Genomic DNA, 18259 nt, shown 5'->3' with positions numbered 1-18259 from the left:
TAAGAAAAAACTTTAATAGGTAATCCCGTGACAACTGCTACCGCTGCTCGTCGTGTCGTGTTTCCTTTCACCGCTATTGTGGGTCAGGACGAAATGAAACTCGCCCTTTTACTCAACATTATTGACCCGAAAATTGGCGGAGTAATGATCATGGGCGATCGCGGTACTGGCAAATCCACCACGATCCGCGCTTTAGCTGACTTATTACCAGAGATTGAAGTTGTAGCGGACGATCCGTTCAACAGCCATCCTAGCGATCCCGATCTGATGGGCGATGCAGCACGGCAACTGTTAGAACAAGGTGCAGAAATTCCCATCGCCAAGAAAAAAATTACTATGGTCGATCTGCCCCTGGGAGCCACAGAAGACCGAGTTTGCGGCACGATTGACATTGAAAAAGCCTTATCTGAAGGTGTCAAAGCTTTTGAACCAGGACTGCTGGCAAAGGCAAATCGCGGTATCCTCTACGTCGATGAAGTTAACCTACTTGACGATCACCTTGTAGACGTATTGCTAGACTCCGCCGCCAGTGGTTGGAATACTGTAGAACGGGAAGGCATTTCGATCCGTCACCCCGCCCGTTTCGTTCTCGTTGGTTCTGGCAACCCAGAAGAAGGTGAATTGCGCCCCCAACTGCTCGATCGCTTCGGAATGCACGCAGAAATTCATACTGTAAAAGAACCAGCCTTGCGGGTACAAATTGTGGAACAAAGGTCGGATTTCGACCAAAACCCACTGCAATTTTCTGACAAATATCAGCCACAGCAACAAGCTTTACAACAACAGCTGATTAAGGCTCAAGAGTTGTTACCTTCAGTACAAATGGATTACGATCTGCGGGTAAAAATTTCTGAAGTTTGCTCCGAACTTGATGTTGATGGCTTGCGGGGTGACATTGTAACCAACCGCGCAGCTAAAGCGATCGCGGCGTTTGAAGGTCGTACTGAAGTCACAGTAGATGATATTCGTCGTGTCATTACTCTATGCCTGCGTCACAGACTGCGGAAAGACCCCTTAGAGGCGATCGATTCTGGATACAAAGTAGACAAGGCATTTAGCCGCGTGTTTGGCATTGAACCAGCGACGGATGAAATGTCAGAGAAAACAGCGCAAGCTAATGGTATTGGACAAGCAGGCGGACGCTATCGCTAGCCTTAAATTCCCCACGATCAAATATTTTAATTTGTGTACGGGCGGCTTTATCAAATAGATTAACAGCTTTAGCTGTAATTTTTAGTCAAAATCCGCCCCTACAAGTTTTGACTTTTAACTTTTGACTTTTGACTTGCCTATGAGAATTTGGCTAATTTGGTGGAACACTCTAGTTTTTTCTTGTCAGCACAATCCACCCCAGCTGATCGAAATGCTGATGTTATTGTTGGCAACGATGTTATTGGGGACTTGGCTAATTTCACCCCATTGGTCTTATCAAGCATTAGCCTGGAGTTACTTAATCGGGGTATCGGCTTCCATGTGGATACGAGAGGCGATCGCCCCTACCTACCAAGCGCGTCCCACCCAAGTTATTGCCGTACTGTTATTTATCCTCAGCCTCTACGGTTTTGCTGACTTGTTTCAATATTTGTAGAAGTGAGTAGTCAAGTCTGCCTACACAATCTCTGACTCAGCTGGTACGATTTTCGGCAGGGGCAAGGTAGAAGTTTCTGTTGCGATCGCATCTTTACCCAATTGCCAAGTACCCACCTTTTCTGCACCCGCTTGTTGTAGTGTTTTTAATAAATCGGCGCTAGAAATTATCAATTCATCAACATCAATCCCGCTATAAGCACTAGGATACCTGTCTAGCCGCTTAATGCCTTCTCCTAATAAAATGACTGCCCCATGCCAATTCTTATTACCTAGATGATAAAGCCCCACAGCAACTTGCAAAACTCCCTGATAGAAAGTTTTTTCCGGTTCAGTTGCTTCCATCCATAAGGCTTCTAAGGTATCGTGACAGGCATAGAACTGCCCTTGATTGAACTGTTCTACACCCTGCCAAAACTCCTCTGGTTCCTCTTGATTCAAGATTTTATACCTCACACGCAATTGTTAAATAGGGGCGGGTTTGTCTACTTTTTCTAATGGAAGTAGAGATTTTTGGTGAACCCACCCCTACAATTCCGAATTCCGAATTCCGAATTCCGAATTCTCTATCCCATGCTTTCTCGCACGGTTTTGATGTATTCTAAATCGATGTCCTGTTGTTCTCCAGCAAAGTCGTTGTCTGGAGTTAAGAACAGCATACAATGGCACTCTTTACGTTCGCGCATTGGTACACAAGGGCAATTCCAGAAAGTTGCGTGTACTTCTGCTTCCTTGTCTTCATAATGGCGACAGGGACATAAAGGCGCACCAAGATCGTCTTTGTGTTTGGCAAGCCCTTCTACCACTACAGCTGTCACGGAAGGATCGGCGCAAAAATATGTTCCCGTGCGCTTGGCATAAGTCTGGGAGAACTGCCACATTGCCTCTAGGCTTTTCTCAGTCGATAGAGCGTTGTTTTCTGTTGTGTTCATAACCTTTCTTGACGAATCGTTAAGTTTTGTTTACAAGATTTGAAGCATTGTTTCTAGCATTTTAACAACATAGATGTTGCAAAAGTGAATATAAGTCGTAAGTCGTAAGTTAAGAAGCTGCTAGTCACTAGTCACCAGCCACCAGTCACTATTCACCTGCTGATTACAGTTTTGCTTTGGACAACTCATCGTGTAACGCCCGTAAAGTAGGGTATTGAGAGCGCAGTTGCGTGATGCCCGTCCAATCAGATTGAGTGTTGCACGATTCACAGACAGCCTTGATTCGTTGTAAATGTTGGACGGCTTCTCGATAGGCAGAGCGATTTTTTTGCTCGATCGCCTGCGTAGCTAATTGTTTGTAAAGCGCGATCGCCATTTGGGGATGGGTAGTTTCGATTGCCTTGGCTAGGGCTTGGCGAAATCTAGACTGCTCCCACTCTTTGAGCTGGGGAAATAATTCTAGCACCCGCTCGATATTTTTCTCGTAAAAGGCAATATGTGTCAGCAAGAGCAGCTGTTTGTTCTGCTGGAGTTTTTGTAGTACGTTATCTCGCAGTTGCCGTATAGTGGTTTGAGCGAGTATAATTCGCGACTACACAAACAAAGTCCGCCTGCGCGGACTGAAACATATTCAATCTCTTAATCTGCTTAAGCAGATTTTGTCTATATAGCTGCGAATTTTATTCGCCAAACTTCCTAGAAACAAATTTTACTACAAACTATTTTTTGCTTCTTGAGATACAGCTTCAGCTTCATCTTTTGCTAACTGCTCGATCAGAGTCCGGGCTTGTTCGCCGCCCAATTTAGCTAAAGCTTGCACGACGCGATAGCGAATTTGCCAATCGGGGTTGGTAGCAAAAGGAACTAGTAATTCTATTGCTTGCGGATTGCCTAAATCTCCCAGAGAGCTAATTGCCGCAGTTTTATCTAACTCGCTACCCGATTCCAATGCTTCTTTTAATAAGTCAAAAGAGCGCGGATCGCCCAATTCGCCTAGAGTTGCAATAATACTAAACCGCACTAACCACTCGGGCGTACTGTGATAGACTTGCGCTAAATCTGCAAACGCATCAGTTAACTTCAGCGCTCCCAGACAGTCAGCCGCAGCAGCTTGTACGTCTGGTTCGGGGTCGTTGAGTAGGCGATCGCGCAATACATTTAAACTAGTATTTAAATCTTGTCCTCCCAAAGTGTCCAACTGACTCACTGCCGAGTAGCGCACTCTGGCGTTGGGGTCATCAATTGCCTTGAGCGCCAACTCTAGCGCAACTCCTTTATCTTCCAATTCGCGAACTTGATTCATCGCCCGCAAGCGATCGCCCAAATCCTGCGAATCGAGTAATTGCTTTACCGATTCTGGACTAACAGCCATTTTGAATTTGTTATTTGTATTTGGTAATTTGTATTTACTCTTACCATTTTTTAGGGGCAAGAAGTCAAAGTTAAAAGTCAAAAGTTAAAAGTCAAAAGTCAAAATCTAGAAGACGAGAAGTAATTTTCCCTGCTCCCTGCCCTACTCTCTAATGACTTTCTTCACTGACTACTTTGTAGAAACGTTACATGTAACGTCTCTACGCTGATAAGTGATAACTGATAACTGACTCCTACTCGCTGGCTGCTAAGTCGCGCACGATATCGCCACGAGTCAAAATTCCGATCACCTTACCGCTAGGATCGACGACTGGCAAACGCGGGATCTTGCGATCGTGCATCAGTTGTGCTGCATCTCGCAATGGTTTATCAGGAGCTACGGTAATCAAATCTTGACTCATTACCTCTCCCACCGTCTGCCCCAACGCTTTATGCAAGTCTCGTTCGTATTGAGCCGGATTTTTCAGGAAAATCACGCTATCAAGAAACATGATGTAAGCCGGGGGAGTAACTCCTGTTTCTTGCCACATCAGATCTGTCTCTGAAATTGTACCGATTAACTTGCCTGCATCGTCTACCACGGGTAAACCACTAATACGCTTTTCTGCCAAAAGCTTGATTGCATCATGCAGTGAGGTTTCTGGACGCACCACAATTGGGTCGCGGGTCATGACATCGGCAACAGTCTTAGGCATTTACAGACAGCTCTCTTTTGCAATATCCTCTAAATTTATTTTAAAGGGTGAGGTGCGCTCCGCGCAGGGTGTAGTGAGTGTTGTGTGGCTCGTGGTGCGCTCAGGCGTGGTGCGCTCAGGCGTGAAACACTTGTGAATTATGACTTGTGACTTGCCTTGCTTCCTCAGCTCCTCCGCTCTCTTCTCTCCTGCTCCCAAGTCCCCCTTGTCCTCCTTGTCTCCCTTGTCCCAATTTTGAATGCGCGAATGCGTCAATTTTGCCTCCGACTGACGACTCCCGACTCCCGACTCCCAAATTATTCTGTCCTACTGCCAATTAACCAAACTAATCTTCCTACCAACCAACCAAGAATTGCGTAAGCTGCAATTGCCACGATCGCGTTAATTTCAAACACCTGGGAATTACCAAACTTTGGTGTACCGAATAGGTTAGCAACTGGAGCGTAAAAAGGCTCGGAGAGATTATAGATAAATTGAGCGAATGTATTATCTGGATTCGCCCCAAACAGCCGCAAAATCATTCGTAACAACAGCAGCATCCCCAGCGCTCCGGCGAGGAAGTAAATAATTTGTACCAGCTTGCTGACAGTAGCATTACGGCTAGCCAGCGTCACTCGCCGTTCTGCTTCACGTAGCCGAATTTCTTCATGCCGCTGTCGGTCGTCATCCCTCATTTGCTCCTACCTGTACCTTGCGATCGCGATTTTCTCTGTTAGTTAATTTTAATTTTAAAAAAATTATCCAAGTCTCAAGGGTGAAACAAATCCATATTTTTCAAATCTTCATCGAATTCTTCATTGTACGCATACCTAAATTACTCTTGCTTAAGTCACGATAAAAGCACGACTGTCAAAAATTTAGTTATTTTTTTCTATTCTCAAAGTTAACTGCTAATAGCTAGCTAATCATAGCTATTTCCTGCAATGGTCGATATAAATCAGAGATCTTCTATTTTAATTGTTGACGACAGCCCGCTCAATGTTAAAGGTTTGTTTAAAATCTTACACCACTCTGGGTTTATAGTTTCTGTTGCAAACAGCGGTGAAAATGCTTTATTGGAAATCAAAAATACATTACCAGATCTAATTTTATTAGACGTAGTAATGGTAGGAATGAATGGCTTTGAAACTTGTCGTCATCTCAAAGCCGATCCAGCAACTCAAGATATTCCAGTGATTTTTATTAGTGCTTTAGATGAAGCAACCAATAAAGCCGAATGCTTTGCAGTTGGCGGAGTTGATTACATTACCAAGCCCTTTGCAGCCGAGGAAGTGTTAGCGCGAGTCAGACATCAATTGGCATTACGTGCAGCCAAAATAGAAATCGAACGGCTTAACCAAGAACTAGAAGCAAGAGTTCGCCTGCGAACGCTGCAACTAGAGGCAGTCAACCGACAGTTGCAACAAGAAATTAGCGATCGCCATCAAGTACAAGAGCAATTAGTCTACAGTGCTTTGCACGATGCCTTAACCCATCTCCCTAACCGTACTCTATTGATGGAACGCTTGGAAATGGCGTTACAACGGGTAAAACGATATCCAGACCATTTATTTGCCGTTTTATTTATCGACTTAGACCGTTTCAAAACGATCAACGACAGTTTAGGGCATCAGGTAGGCGATCGATTGCTATTGGCGATCGCCCATCAGCTACAACAACTCGTCCGCTCCACAGATACAGTGGCTCGCTTAGGCGGAGATGAGTTTATCATTCTCCTCGACCCCATTCAAGATATTAATGATGCGATTCGAGTTGCCGAGCGAATTCACACCCAATTGCGATCGCCACTGCAACTGGCAAGCAGAGAAGTATTTATCGGTGCTAGTATCGGTATCGCTGCGAGTGCAACTCACTATCAGCAAGGCTCAGAGCTGCTGAGAGATGCAGATATAGCCATGTACCGTGCTAAGGAGCAAGGTAAAGCGCGGTATGAAATTTTTGACCGAGCTATGTATGCTGAAGCAATCCAAAAGCTGCAAATCGAAAACGATCTGCGTCAAGCAGCAGTCGGACAAGAGTTTCACCTCAATTACCAGCCAATCGTCTCTTTAGATACAGGTAAAATTATCGGTTTTGAAGCGCTACTACGCTGGCTGCATCCCGAACGGGGTTTGATTTCTCCGTCCCAGTTTATCCCGATTGCTGAAGAAACTGGATTAGTTGTTCCGATTGGTGAATGGGTACTTTTCACAGCTTGCAGCCAAATGAAACAATGGCAAACTAAATTTTCTCATCCACCCGCCAAAATCAGCGTTAACCTCTCGCTGAAACAATTGCGAGAACCCGATTTTCTGGAGAAGATAGATCGCATATTAACCGAAACGGAAATTGCCGGCGAGAGTCTCAACCTAGAACTGACCGAAAGTATGCTCATGGACAACGTGGAAGAACTGATCTTCGTTCTCGGACAACTGCGTGCGAGAAATATTCGCCTGAGTATTGACGACTTCGGTACGGGTTATTCTTCTCTCAGCTATTTACATCGTTTTCCAATTGATTATTTAAAAGTAGACCGAGCTTTTATCAGTGAATTGGCTCTGGTGGCAAATCTCGTCAGATTGCAGCCACAATTATTTCCCTAGCTCACCAGTTAGGAATTAAAGCGATCGCTGAAGGCGTGGAAACTCCAACTCATTTACAACACTTACATGCATTAGATTGTGAAGAAGCACAGGGATATTTATTTTCTAAACCCCTAGATTTAGCAGCCGCAGAGTCTTTAATTTTGACCAATCCTCAGTGGTGAGTTAACAGAGTGGCGATCGCTTCACGTCCGATGCACCATTTTTTGCTTGAGTATGTAAAAATCCGATCGCTTTGCTAGCAAGCTTGGGGGTCGAACCTTTAACACGAGCGGATAGCAAGCCAAGACAAATAGGAGTCGGACTACGGTTGAACAGAGTAAAGCCCAACCCGCACCTTGCAATCCCAACCGAGGCACGAGTAATAACAGGAAGGGAACGCTCAGCCCCAAGCCAATTGTTTGCAGAAGTGTCACCGTTCCAGGTCTTCCTAATGCCATAAATGCCTGTGCCAGTATCCAGACGCTACCGTCAACCACAGTCATCACTACCAGAATGCGAAATACAGGGACAGCTCCCATAAACTCAGCACCGTAAAGCAAGTTGAGCAGCATCGGTCCTACTATAAATAAAATCGCAGCTGCCATAGTAGTTAGAGCCGTGCTGATACGCGCTGCCATCCCAGTTACAGCAACAACTTCTGCTATGGGACGAGCTGCTGTTTTAGGTAACAGCACTGTGACGATCGAATGCTGAAACAGATTCAGCATCCGGGATAAGCTCAGAGAAATCACATATTTTCCCATAGCTTCGGGTGCTAACAAATTGATCACTAGCGCTTGATCGACTTGTACTGATAGCGTACCGATTAGATCGATACCGTATGCCCTCAAACCATAACTCACCAGACGTTGGTAAGATTTTCTCAACCCGTCCAAACGGGGACGAAAGCGTTGCCATACGCAACGCGATAGCCAAAAAAATATCGGGAGACTGGGAAATGCATAAGCAATGACAGCAGTAAAAGGAGTGAGGTTGCCTGAAACTGCTAGTCCGGTCAAGATAGCTAACGTTGTTAGCGGTTGCAGATATTGTGCTTGATTGGCAGTTTTGAAATTGTAATCTGCTTCCAGTGCTGCGGTATAAATAGTTGTCAGCATGATTATGGGCGACAGCACCATAAACCATTGAGCGTAGCGGATGACTTCTGGCGAATACTGAGTTAACCACTGCGGGATGAAAAGTATACCTGCGATCGCTGCCACTATACCTAATATCGTACCCAGGACGAGGGTAGCAGAAAAAATCTCTGATTCCTGCTCTGGATTGCGTTTGAGATAATAGCGTAAAGCAATTGGCAGTCCCAAAGTCATAGTAAAGGCTAAAAATTGGGGCCACAGAGCGATCGCTGCTTGTTCGCCTCGCCCATCAGGTCCCAAAATACGTGCTGTAATCGCACCCGTACATGTATTAGCAGCTAAAATCAATATCTTCGTCAGCAGTGTTTGCAAGGTAGCAGCAGTCGCGCCACGTCCCGCTAGTACCCAACGAACACTAGCACCTACAGTTTTCATCCATTCAACTCCAGTCTCATCAAAGCTCGAATTCTGTTTTTCTACTAATTCCTCTCAATATCGGGAATAAATAGTTAAAAAATGTCTGATTTGTGCTACGTCAAGACTAATTCTCCATCCGGCGAAAAATAGCTATTAATGGTTTCTGTTTGTCCATTGATGGCTACTTCAAAACATATTTTCAAAGGGTCTTGCCTCGACAACGGCATTTGTTAACGCTAATGGAGTAAGGGAACATTGTAAATTTAACCATAGATAGATGCAAAGAAATGTAAATGAGGAAAATAGTTTCTTCACAGTTTGGTCAGCACTGATTCTCATGGGTTAATTTATACATGCCTCGATCGCTAGGCTATTCCATTAGCATCTGTTACTGTGAAAAAAATAGTCTCTATTGCTACTTCACTCGCTAACATTATGTAGAGGTATTACATACAATGCCCGAGTCTCTTGTGGGCAGTGAGATTGAAGTATGGAAACAACGATCGAGAGTGATAATAGTCACAAGTTTTCCAACTTCAGACAGAGTGTGACGATAGAAGCAATTATGGCAGGACACAGTAAATGGGCGAACATTAAACGTCAAAAAGCAAGGGTTGATGCCGTCAAGGGGAAAACATTTACGCAATTGTCGCGGGCAATTATTGTGGCGGCGAGAAATGGCGTACCCGATCCGGCAGGAAATTTTCAGTTGCGAACAGCGATAGAGAAAGCCAAAGCAGCAGGCATTCCAAATGAAAATATCGAGCGAGCGATCGCTAAAGGCGCGGGTACGTATGAAGACTCTGCCAATTTAGAAGAAATCCGCTATGAAGGTTACGGTCCTGGTGGCGTGGCGATTTTGATTGAGGCTTTGACTGACAACCGCAACCGTACTGCTGCCGACTTGAGAGCTGCCTTTAGTAAAAATGGGGGAAATTTAGGTGAAACAGGCTGCGTTAGTTGGATGTTCGAGCGCAAAGGAGTCGCGCTGGTTTCTGGCAAAGTAGATGAAGACGAACTTTTAGAAGCATCTCTAGAAGGTGGCGCGCAATCCTATGAAATTAACGAGGATGAGCATGGGCGCTCGGCTGATGTGATGACAGAGATCGGCAATTTGGAAGCTCTAACTCAGAAGCTGAAAGAAAAAAGTTTTGTTGTAGACGAAGTAGAATTGCGTTGGATTCCCAGTAATACAATAGAAATTACTGACCCAGAACAGGCGCGATCGCTTTTGAAGTTAATCGATGCTTTAGAATCTTTGGATGACGTGCAGAACGCTACCGCTAACTTTGACATGAGCGATCGGTTAATTGCCATGAGCTTTGCTTAGTCTATAGCAGGGAGCGTACGAGCAGAGAGCTGAGCTTCTGAGCAGATGAAAAAGTTACACCACGAGCGCGACTTGCAGTCAAGAGACTTGCTGATAAAGAAAATTAATCGGGACGCACGGCTGCGCGTTCCGATTGAGTATGTATTTCACGTGTATCTCATTTAGCTAAAAGAGTCTATCAATCTTTCTGCACCTATACGGTAATGATTAATTAGTCAAGTGCCGCTTTGAGCGATTTTAGTGATAAGTCGTAAATCGTAAAAGCCTTTTTCAGATAAAAATATTGGCGATCGCTCTATCAATAGAGACGAGATCTATTTGGATCTAAAATATTTTCGCTACTTTGACAGATCCAAAGATTATAGTATTATTTTATACGCAAGTTCATTTCTTTCCATTTTAATCGTACGCCTAATGCTCAAGGAGATTGGATATAAGGTTTGGCAATTAAAAACTGAATTCATTTACAGACTAGCGTTAAAAAGATATGCCAAGTCACTGCCCGCACTTTCTCTAGCCGATCGACAAATTGTCGATCGGTTGCAGCAAGAGGGAGTTTACGTGACTTCTTTAGAAAAGTTGGGATTTGCTTCCACTCCACAGATGGTTGATGCTTGCAGCGAAGTTCTGTCTTGTACCGAACCCGAACGCGATCGGAGTGCGGCAAAATCTCCGCTTCAAATCTACACCCTATCAGAATTAACAGATTTCTCTTTATGGGGAAACGAACGGCGACTGCTTGACATCGTTCAAAACTATATCGGTCTACCAATTAAATTTCAAGGTATCCAGTTGCGACGAGAATTCAGTCACCCACAGCAGTTTGGCGCGATGCTATGGCATAAGGATGGAGACGATCGCCGCAGTATCAAAGTCATCATATATTTGAGTGATGTTGACCGAGAGCATGGACCTTTTGAATACATTCCTAAATCCGTCACTGCCGCTGCTTGGCTAAGATTTCGGATCGATTATCAGATTTTCCGCACGGGTTTTTCCGGTCTGAAAAATGAAAAGATGGAGCAATTCGTCCCTAGATCTGCATGGAAATCATGTGTTGGAGCTGCGGGTACAGTGATACTGGTCGATACTCACAGCGTTTTTCATCATGGTAGCCTACGTACAGCAGAGCGCTCGGCTCTGTTTTTTGTTTATACGGCTCGAAACCCAAAACGTCCAGATCTTTGCCGTCGGTATAGCCATCACTCCCATCCCAGACTGAATTTATCGCGCAACTCTCAAAACCTAAAACAACAGTAAGCCCCGAAGTTTAACACTATCAAGCTTGCGTCCTCCGATCGTAGCTAACTGCTGACTTCTAACTGCATCATGACTTGCTTACCCTGCGGATTCGCGGCAAAATGAAGATAAGTAAATATTCTTAATCAACTCGATATACTTTGTTAGACATGGCGTTCGAGCAACTTTCGCAATCAGTTTCACCTCCGCAAGCGATCGCACCCAATAACGGTTTTGACTACGACTTGGCGATCGTCGGTGGTGGAATTGTGGGCTTAACCCTTGCCTGTGCCTTGAAAAATTCGGGGTTGAGGGTGGCACTCATTGAAGCAAAGCCATACTCCGTAGCAGCGATGAAGGGGCAAGCATACGCCGTTCACATGTCTTCGCGACTAATTTTATCGGCAATCGGTGTCTGGGATAAAATTCTGCCTGGAATTGAAACGTTTCACCATGTCAAACTTTCCGATGCCGATCGACCCAACGTGGTAGAGTTCCATCCAAAAGATTTGGGGACAGAGGTTATCGGTTACGTTGCCGAACACCAAGCTTTATTAACGCCGCTACAGGAATTTTTGCACGAATGCTCCAACGTGGAGTATCTATGTCCGGTAGAGGTGGTGCGAACTGAGTTTCAATCGCATGGAGTCGAGCTGACACTCAATGTCTCAGGGAAGTCACGGCAGATCTGCACGCGGTTGTTAGTCGCAGCGGATGGGGCGCGATCGCGGATTCGCCAAAATGCGGGAATTAAAACCTGGGGCTGGCAGTACTGGCAGTCTTGTATTGTCGCTTTTGTCAAGCCTGAAAAACCCCACAACAACACAGCTTATGAAAAATTCTGGTCGAGTGGACCCTTTGCCATTCTACCTCTGCCAGGAAATCGCTGTCGTATTGTTTGGACTGCTCCTCATGCCGAAGCAAAAGCTTTATTGGAATTGGATGACGAGCGGTTTCTCGCCGAACTCACCCGCAGGTATGGCACTCAAATGGGAGAACTGCAACTAGAAGGCGATCGCTTTATGTTTCCGGTGCAGTTGATGCAAAGCGATCGGTATGTGTTGCCGCGTCTGGCACTGGTGGGCGATGCCGCTCACTGCTGTCATCCCGTGGGCGGACAAGGCTTGAATTTAGGAATTCGCGATGCTGCGGCTTTAGCTGAAGTGCTACAAACAGCCACTCGTCAAGGAGAAGATCTCGGCAGCTTGCAGGTACTCAAACGCTACGAACGCTGGCGCAAGCGAGAAAATTCAGTGGTTTTGGGTTTTACCGATTTATTAGATCGGACGTTCTCGAATAATTATTTACCCGTGGCGATCGCTCGTCAATTCGGCTTGTGGGTTTTGCGGCGCGTACCTATTGTCAAGCGATCTGCCTTACAACTCATGACTGGTTTAGGAGGACGTTTGCCTCAAGTAACAGTTATCAGTGACCAGTGAACAGTTATCAATTAGATAACTGAATTTTTACCACTTTTTATATGGTAAAAATTTTCCCGACATGATCACTTTGACGCGATCGCCTTTGGGGTCTTCTTCTTTCTCTACATCTAAAGTAAAGTCAATTGCGCTCATAATGCCATCGCCAAATTTTTCATGAATCACGCTTTTGAGTGGCATTCCATACACTTGCATGATTTCATAGAAGCGATATATGAGCGGATCTGTCGGTACGACTGGACCTAAACCTTTGAGCGGGCATTCTGTTAGTTCTGGTGCTAATGTCGTCGGTAGCCCAATCGCCGATAAAATCTTTTCTGCCTCTGCCTGAGAAGCACTAGCTTGACGGTAAAAGACTGCGGCAATCCAAACTTCATCCCTACCGACTGCTTTTTCTAAATCGACAAAGGACATCCCTTTTTCTTGTTTTGCTGCTAAGAGTTTTTGCGTAATTTCAGGCAGCATTTGTTTACCTCTTAATTGCTCGTTTGATGTAATTGTATCGATTGTTCTATTTGGTTTTTGTGATGAATTTTACTGAAAAATACAGGGATTGTGAAGCAAAAGTCAAAAAGAAAAGAACAGAGTTTTGATAGTTTTGCTCTCGACTACAAGGTAATCGCCCCTCTAAATCTTCCTAAATTGATTTCTGAAGTCATCTCGATCGCGATTCGATTTTCTAGCTGCCGCACTGCTTAATTTATGGTTTTGCACTTCAATTGCGATTTCTATTGCCTTAAATCACAGTGAAAAGTACAGCTAGAATTTACACGCCTTAATTACCGTAAATTACCGGATAGATTGAACTATTGTCTTTACAATATCTTATGATTTGTACCTGGAGCATTGGATTTATTTAAAAAGATCGTAAAGTTATCGGTATAGCTATTATTATTTTTTAGTAGTCTTTTATACTTACAGTGTTAGTCGTTTAACATTACTTATTGCTCATTTAACCCCGATTCTCATTGAGTAGGACGAAATTTCAGCGGCGGGATGTGTAGCCATAAATTAACACCTGACTCCGAATCTCCATCAAGCTAATATTTCCAAACAATTCAGGAATGTCTGGGTTGGCACAACAACCTCATTTTGGTTCAATTTCATTGTGTTATGTTGCGTCACCTCTAAGCTAGATCGTACCGCTCAGAAGTAGTAGCAACAGGCAATCGTATTCTCTTGCCATGCAGTTCTTAGAAGATCGTAGGGAATTCACGAAAATAAATGATTTCACTAATTAATTCTCAAAAACTATGGCTGAAGTTGCAACGAAGGTTTTTACAATACTCGGCAATCTCGCTCAAGCAGCCGCAGTGGTTGCTGATGTTTGCATTTAGCCGCATTCAGATTATTCGTTTTTTGGTGTTGCACTTAACTAAAAAACCTATAAAAATTGATTTTCTTAAAGAAAATTCTGTTTTTACAGATCTCGATCCAGATCGGGCGGTTAAAGCTTTAAACAGCGATGGTTTGCATTTGGGGATTACGATCCCACCACATATACTCAAAGAGATTCTAGATTTTGCCAGAACAGCGACATACTACGGAAATGGAGACTTACAATTTCCGTTCTCGCTGGCGAATCGAAGAGTGCAAGAAATGAAATCTAGCAAAAGTTTTAGGATCGGCTACAATTTTGAGCCTACATCTCAATGTATGGCAATTAGGAAATTAGCAGAAGATCGGAAGCTGTGGGAAATTGCGGCAAAATATTTTGGCAGTCAACCAATGCTTGCCTGCACTCAGCTATGGTGGACTTTTGTGAACGATGCACCCGCTGAGGGTCGCGCTCAAGGTTTTTATCAGTTTCACTACGATCTGGAAGATTACACCTGTGTGAAATTCATGTTCTATCTCACAGATGTCGATTTGTTCGGTGGTCCCCACGTTTGTGTGAAAGGCAGTCATAGAAATAAAAAGCTAAGTCACCAGTTTTCGCTACTGAGAGAAAGAGAAGATAGTGAAATTAAAGAATATTACGGTGACAAAAATATCGCGACAATTTGCGATCGCGCTGGGGTTGGTTTTGCCGAAGACCCCTCCTGCTTCCATAAAGGAATTCTGCCTCAAAAGAGCGATCGCCTGATTCTGGAGTTTAAATTTACTCTCAATAACTACGGCATAATTTTGTAACCGTAGGGTGGGCATTGCCCACCAGATTTTTCAATCGCTCCGGCATAATTGTGTCACAGTAGGGTGGGCATTGCCTACCGTATTTAGGGAGTCTCCAACTTCGATTCAATCTGCTCTAAGTTCAGGTTAAATTTAGTCGCGATCGCCTGAATTATCCGGTCTTCTTCAGGTGTTTTGCGTTCGTCCAAGCGAGCGATGCGGCAGCACTGAGCCAATAAGGGAATCGCAAAGTCGCGGTTGAGCTGCTCTAAAAGCACCTCTAAAGGTTGGGGTGACTGAATATTTCTGGAGATTGCCTCTAAGGAAGAAGGACTGAGATTTAACTGCTTTAACTGTGGTTGGATTTCCGACCAAGTTTTTTCTGGGTGACTGGCGAGAATCATGTGGACTAAGATTCGATCCATTACCGCTTCTTGGGCGATCGCCGTTTCCAGATACTTTTTGCTTTGCTGTTCGAGTTGAGCAATTCCTGTTTTGGAGTTAAGGGTTTCTGGCGACTTCAATTTGGCTTCATAGAAGCGACACGCGGCGTATCCCAAGGAGTAAAGCATAGCAGCGTTAGAACTCGCGCCAATAAACGCTCCAGCAAAAGGGACGTTACGTAATACCCCTAAACCCGCTAGCCTTAGTAACCGACCGCCTCCCAGTCCCAAGCCAAAAATTGTTAATACCTCTCCTTTGCGGCTAGGGTCTCTTAAACTGAGTCCGTAGGCAGCAGCAATTTGATGCACCATTTCCGCTTGCAGTTGGGTGGTTGCAGCTAAATCGACTGCTAAAAGTGCCAGTGCTACCCCTGGCAAGAAACTGGTAGCAAGTCCTATACCCCCAGCACGGGTAGCTTTTTCCACCATAATTCGGTGAGCGATTTGTTCGGGAGACTCTTCGGGATGCTCTTGCTGTAGTTTTTTGACGGCTGCTTCTGCTTTGGCTAAATCTACACTGTCGGTTGCCCCAATCAACCAATTGAGGTTGAGGAAGCGACTAATCCGTCGCACGAACCAGTTATTCCCTACCCACTCGATCGCTTCTCCAGCTTTTGTCGTCGCTGGAGAGAGCCAATCGTGGACTTGTTGTAAAGCTGCTTCTGGCAGTTGGGCGATCGCTCCTACTGCTTGACCTAATGTCTTAGAAAAGGACGACAATTCACCAGCCGCTTTTTCTCTGGAAGCTGAGACTGGCTGCGCCTCCATTGCCTGATTGTTTTGAGAAGGCGTGACTTGCACTTTAACTTCTTCAACTGAGGCTGGCGATCGAGCTGGCTGTCGCGAATTATCGTCCATTGTTCACCACTGTTGAGACGAACTTTACCTGTTGTGGTTGTAACGAAAAAGCGATTGGCTTGCTATCCCCCTCAAGGTGTAAGATTCTATGGACTCTGCTAGGGGATCGATCTTTACCTAGAAATTTTAGATTTTCTTGTCATCTCGCACTTTTGCTACGCTTCCGATCCCGCTTTCGGCATAAAATTTGTTAAAGCGGCTTGACTTTCCCTGGTTCCTTCATTGCGATACCCGTTCACCTAACATTTCTAAATTTCATTATGGCTATTGGCTATGTCGCTCTTGTCCTCCACGCTCACCTACCCTTCGTGCGCCACCCAGAAAGTGACTACGTTCTGGAGGAAGAATGGCTTTATGAAGCGATCGCGGAAACCTACGTCCCTTTACTGCTGGTATTTGAAGGATTAAAACGAGACGGAATCGACTTTAAGATTACGATGAGCATGACACCCCCTTTGGTGTCAATGCTGCGCGATCCTCTACTCCAAGAACGGTTTGACGCTCATTTAGCTAAGCTGGAAGAGTTAGTGGAGCTAGAGGCAGAACGTAACGCTCACAACGGTCACATTCGCTACCTTGCCGAACATTACGTCAGTGAGTTCAATCAAATTCGCCAATACTGGGAACGCTTCAACGGCGATTTAGTCACGGCATTTAAGCAGTTTCAAGACAGTAACAACCTAGAAATCATCACTTGTGGCGCTACTCACGGCTACTTACCGTTGATGAAGATGTATCCCCAGGCAGTCTGGGCGCAGATTCAAGTCGCCTGCGAACACTACGAGCAAACTTTCGGACGACCTCCTAGAGGAATTTGGCTGCCTGAATGTGCATACTATGAGGGGTTAGAGCGAATGTTAGCCGATGCTGGCTTGCGTTACTTCCTCACCGATGGGCATGGAATTCTTTACGCCCGCCCTCGTCCTCGCTTTGGTTCTTACGCGCCCATATTTACCGAGACTGGGGTAGCTGCTTTCGGTCGCGACCACGAATCATCTCAGCAGGTTTGGTCTTCAGAAGTCGGTTATCCTGGCGCATCTGAATATCGCGAATTTTACAAAGATTTAGGTTGGGAAGCCGAGTATGAGTACATCAAGCCCTATATCATGCCCAACGGACAGCGGAAAAATACGGGGATTAAATATCATAAAATCACTGGTCGCGGTCTGGGGTTGAGCGATAAAGCACTCTATGACCCCTACTGGGCGCGGGAAAAGGCAGCAGAACACGCTGGCAACTTCATGTACAACCGCGAACAGCAGGCTCGACATTTACACGGCATTATGCACCGTCCGCCGATTATTGTCTCGCCCTATGATGCGGAGTTATTCGGGCATTGGTGGTATGAAGGTCCTTGGTTTATCGATTACCTATTCCGTAAGTCTTGGTATGACCAGCAGACTTATCAAATGACGCACTTAGCGGATTATTTACAGGAAAACCCGACTCAGCAAGTGTGTCGTCCTTCGCAATCGAGTTGGGGTTACAAGGGATTTCACGAATACTGGTTGAACGAGACCAATGCTTGGATTTATCCGCATCTCCACAAAGCCGCCGAACGAATGATCGAAATTGCCTACCGCGAACCCGTTGATGAGTTGGAATGGAAGGCGTTGAATCAGGCAGCGCGAGAGTTGTTACTAGCGCAGTCTTCCGACTGGGCGTTTATCATGCGAACGGGAACGATGGTTCCTTATGCGGTGAGAAGGACGCGATCGCACTTGATGCGCTTTAATAAGCTCTACGAGGATGTCAAAATCGGCAAAATCGACAGCGGCTGGTTGGAGAAGGTAGAACAAATGGATAATATCTTCCCCGAAATCAACTACCGAGTTTATCGTCCTTTGTAATTTATTTGCAATTTACAGGTAGGGGCGCACAGATGTGCGCCCCTACGGCGTTTAACATTAACCAGGTAAATTATTGCTCGTATAAGCATCCATCCGGTATGCCGGAGTGCGATCGCTGTAATCTATATCAGTACCAGTGATAGATTTGGCTAACTTTTCAAAAGACTTACTACGCCAGTTGCGATCGTGGATCGGTTTTCTTTGCTCTCCTAAAAAATATGCTTGGGTTCCGATGACAGAAGCTGCTACCCAACCGATTACCAATAGTGCAATTAGAATAGTCATCGCTGTTACCTCGCTTTAAGTCGTGTAACTTTATGTAAAT

Annotated in this window: 18 protein-coding genes and 1 pseudogene; 8 read left to right on the top strand and 11 right to left on the bottom strand. The window is 45.0% G+C overall.

Annotated features, from left to right (window positions below):
- Nucleotides 1-27 precede the first annotated feature (27 nt).
- Nucleotides 28-1152 carry a magnesium chelatase ATPase subunit I gene (gene bchI / locus DSM107010_RS06070; protein WP_015153067.1) on the top strand — a complete coding sequence of 375 codons (1125 nt, stop codon included), beginning with the start codon at nucleotides 28-30 and terminating at the stop codon, nucleotides 1150-1152.
- A gap of 139 nt (nucleotides 1153-1291) precedes the next feature.
- Nucleotides 1292-1588 (top strand): hypothetical protein, encoded by a 297-nt coding sequence (locus DSM107010_RS06065; protein ID WP_015153068.1) that lies wholly within the window; start codon nucleotides 1292-1294, stop codon nucleotides 1586-1588.
- 20 nt (nucleotides 1589-1608) lie between these two features.
- Here the strand turns inward: DSM107010_RS06065 and DSM107010_RS06060 are convergent, their stop codons facing one another.
- From DSM107010_RS06060 to DSM107010_RS06030, 7 genes are all read right to left on the bottom strand, one after another.
- Nucleotides 1609-2028: a DUF309 domain-containing protein gene (locus tag DSM107010_RS06060; RefSeq protein ID WP_041462358.1), complete on the bottom strand. Its 420-nt coding sequence runs from the start codon at nucleotides 2026-2028 to the stop codon at nucleotides 1609-1611.
- A 125-nt stretch (nucleotides 2029-2153) separates the two neighbouring features.
- Nucleotides 2154-2519: a ferredoxin thioredoxin reductase catalytic beta subunit gene (locus DSM107010_RS06055; protein ID WP_015153070.1), complete on the bottom strand. Its 366-nt coding sequence runs from the start codon at nucleotides 2517-2519 to the stop codon at nucleotides 2154-2156.
- A gap of 163 nt (nucleotides 2520-2682) precedes the next feature.
- Nucleotides 2683-3027 carry a hypothetical protein gene (locus tag DSM107010_RS06050; protein ID WP_127022573.1) on the bottom strand — a complete coding sequence of 115 codons (345 nt, stop codon included), beginning with the start codon at nucleotides 3025-3027 and terminating at the stop codon, nucleotides 2683-2685.
- Nucleotides 3028-3231: 204 nt separating this feature from the next.
- Complete coding sequence (gene nblB, locus DSM107010_RS06045; RefSeq protein WP_106169293.1) at nucleotides 3232-3891, bottom strand: phycobilisome degradation protein NblB; 660 nt, start codon at nucleotides 3889-3891, stop codon at nucleotides 3232-3234.
- Between the two features lie 232 nt (nucleotides 3892-4123).
- Complete coding sequence (locus tag DSM107010_RS06040; RefSeq protein WP_106169292.1) at nucleotides 4124-4585, bottom strand: CBS domain-containing protein; 462 nt, start codon at nucleotides 4583-4585, stop codon at nucleotides 4124-4126.
- On the bottom strand, nucleotides 4586-4840 hold the full coding sequence (locus tag DSM107010_RS06035; RefSeq protein ID WP_106169291.1) for a hypothetical protein: 255 nt from the start codon (nucleotides 4838-4840) through the stop codon (nucleotides 4586-4588).
- Nucleotides 4841-4881: 41 nt separating this feature from the next.
- Nucleotides 4882-5259 (bottom strand): YggT family protein, encoded by a 378-nt coding sequence (locus DSM107010_RS06030; RefSeq protein ID WP_015153073.1) that lies wholly within the window; start codon nucleotides 5257-5259, stop codon nucleotides 4882-4884.
- Between the two features lie 249 nt (nucleotides 5260-5508).
- Between DSM107010_RS06030 and DSM107010_RS06025 the strand changes: the two are divergent.
- Nucleotides 5509-7331: pseudogene (locus DSM107010_RS06025) on the top strand (two-component system response regulator).
- Between the two features lie 21 nt (nucleotides 7332-7352).
- Here DSM107010_RS06025 and DSM107010_RS06020 read toward each other — a convergent pair.
- Nucleotides 7353-8681 carry a lipopolysaccharide biosynthesis protein gene (locus DSM107010_RS06020; RefSeq protein WP_015153075.1) on the bottom strand — a complete coding sequence of 443 codons (1329 nt, stop codon included), beginning with the start codon at nucleotides 8679-8681 and terminating at the stop codon, nucleotides 7353-7355.
- Between the two features lie 547 nt (nucleotides 8682-9228).
- Here DSM107010_RS06020 and DSM107010_RS06015 point away from each other — a divergent pair.
- The 3 genes from DSM107010_RS06015 (at nucleotide 9229) to DSM107010_RS06005 (ending at nucleotide 12671) form a co-directional block, all read left to right on the top strand.
- On the top strand, nucleotides 9229-9993 hold the full coding sequence (locus tag DSM107010_RS06015) for a YebC/PmpR family DNA-binding transcriptional regulator (protein ID WP_041462361.1): 765 nt from the start codon (nucleotides 9229-9231) through the stop codon (nucleotides 9991-9993).
- Between the two features lie 414 nt (nucleotides 9994-10407).
- Complete coding sequence (locus DSM107010_RS06010) at nucleotides 10408-11253, top strand: phytanoyl-CoA dioxygenase family protein (protein WP_015153077.1); 846 nt, start codon at nucleotides 10408-10410, stop codon at nucleotides 11251-11253.
- Between the two features lie 149 nt (nucleotides 11254-11402).
- A complete protein-coding gene (locus DSM107010_RS06005; protein WP_015153078.1) occupies nucleotides 11403-12671 on the top strand; it encodes an FAD-dependent hydroxylase in 1269 nt (422 codons plus the stop codon).
- Nucleotides 12672-12698: 27 nt separating this feature from the next.
- Here the strand turns inward: DSM107010_RS06005 and cynS are convergent, their stop codons facing one another.
- Nucleotides 12699-13136: a cyanase gene (gene cynS / locus DSM107010_RS06000; RefSeq protein WP_015153079.1), complete on the bottom strand. Its 438-nt coding sequence runs from the start codon at nucleotides 13134-13136 to the stop codon at nucleotides 12699-12701.
- Nucleotides 13137-13895: 759 nt separating this feature from the next.
- Here cynS and DSM107010_RS05995 point away from each other — a divergent pair.
- A complete protein-coding gene (locus DSM107010_RS05995) occupies nucleotides 13896-14804 on the top strand; it encodes a phytanoyl-CoA dioxygenase family protein (RefSeq protein ID WP_015153080.1) in 909 nt (302 codons plus the stop codon).
- 83 nt (nucleotides 14805-14887) lie between these two features.
- Here DSM107010_RS05995 and DSM107010_RS05990 read toward each other — a convergent pair whose 3' ends face one another.
- A complete protein-coding gene (locus tag DSM107010_RS05990) occupies nucleotides 14888-16084 on the bottom strand; it encodes a hypothetical protein (protein WP_106167470.1) in 1197 nt (398 codons plus the stop codon).
- Nucleotides 16085-16344: 260 nt separating this feature from the next.
- Here DSM107010_RS05990 and DSM107010_RS05985 point away from each other — a divergent pair, with 260 nt between their 5' ends.
- Nucleotides 16345-17934 (top strand): glycoside hydrolase family 57 protein, encoded by a 1590-nt coding sequence (locus DSM107010_RS05985; protein WP_015153082.1) that lies wholly within the window; start codon nucleotides 16345-16347, stop codon nucleotides 17932-17934.
- Between the two features lie 57 nt (nucleotides 17935-17991).
- On the opposite strand, the gene DSM107010_RS05980 is transcribed toward DSM107010_RS05985, so the two are convergent.
- Nucleotides 17992-18219, bottom strand: a complete 228-nt coding sequence (locus DSM107010_RS05980) for a photosystem II protein, Psb35-related (RefSeq protein ID WP_015153083.1) — start codon at nucleotides 18217-18219, stop codon at nucleotides 17992-17994.
- Nucleotides 18220-18259 lie beyond the last annotated feature (40 nt).

The sequence above is a fragment of the Chroococcidiopsis cubana SAG 39.79 genome, from assembly GCF_003991895.1.
Classification (GTDB): Bacteria; Cyanobacteriota; Cyanobacteriia; order Cyanobacteriales; family Chroococcidiopsidaceae; genus Chroococcidiopsis; species Chroococcidiopsis thermalis.
Note: the sequence above shows the minus strand (reverse complement) of the source record. Positions and strands in the feature narration are given on the sequence as shown.

What these genes read in the sequence shown, in the direction of transcription:
- DSM107010_RS06030 (WP_015153073.1), bottom strand. Translation starts at nt 5,259, where the DNA reads ATGAGGGATGACGACCGACAGCGGCATGAAGAAATTCGGCTACGTGAA.
- cynS (WP_015153079.1), bottom strand. Translation starts at nt 13,136, where the DNA reads ATGCTGCCTGAAATTACGCAAAAACTCTTAGCAGCAAAACAAGAAAAA.
- DSM107010_RS06040 (WP_106169292.1), bottom strand. Translation starts at nt 4,585, where the DNA reads ATGCCTAAGACTGTTGCCGATGTCATGACCCGCGACCCAATTGTGGTG.
- DSM107010_RS06015 (WP_041462361.1), top strand. Translation starts at nt 9,229, where the DNA reads ATGGCAGGACACAGTAAATGGGCGAACATTAAACGTCAAAAAGCAAGG.
- nblB (WP_106169293.1), bottom strand. Translation starts at nt 3,891, where the DNA reads ATGGCTGTTAGTCCAGAATCGGTAAAGCAATTACTCGATTCGCAGGAT.
- DSM107010_RS05995 (WP_015153080.1), top strand. Translation starts at nt 13,896, where the DNA reads ATGATTTCACTAATTAATTCTCAAAAACTATGGCTGAAGTTGCAACGA.
- DSM107010_RS05990 (WP_106167470.1), bottom strand. Translation starts at nt 16,084, where the DNA reads ATGGACGATAATTCGCGACAGCCAGCTCGATCGCCAGCCTCAGTTGAA.
- DSM107010_RS06065 (WP_015153068.1), top strand. Translation starts at nt 1,292, where the DNA reads ATGAGAATTTGGCTAATTTGGTGGAACACTCTAGTTTTTTCTTGTCAG.
- DSM107010_RS06055 (WP_015153070.1), bottom strand. Translation starts at nt 2,519, where the DNA reads ATGAACACAACAGAAAACAACGCTCTATCGACTGAGAAAAGCCTAGAG.
- DSM107010_RS05985 (WP_015153082.1), top strand. Translation starts at nt 16,345, where the DNA reads ATGGCTATTGGCTATGTCGCTCTTGTCCTCCACGCTCACCTACCCTTC.
- DSM107010_RS06020 (WP_015153075.1), bottom strand. Translation starts at nt 8,681, where the DNA reads ATGAAAACTGTAGGTGCTAGTGTTCGTTGGGTACTAGCGGGACGTGGC.
- DSM107010_RS06005 (WP_015153078.1), top strand. Translation starts at nt 11,403, where the DNA reads ATGGCGTTCGAGCAACTTTCGCAATCAGTTTCACCTCCGCAAGCGATC.
- DSM107010_RS05980 (WP_015153083.1), bottom strand. Translation starts at nt 18,219, where the DNA reads ATGACTATTCTAATTGCACTATTGGTAATCGGTTGGGTAGCAGCTTCT.
- DSM107010_RS06010 (WP_015153077.1), top strand. Translation starts at nt 10,408, where the DNA reads ATGCTCAAGGAGATTGGATATAAGGTTTGGCAATTAAAAACTGAATTC.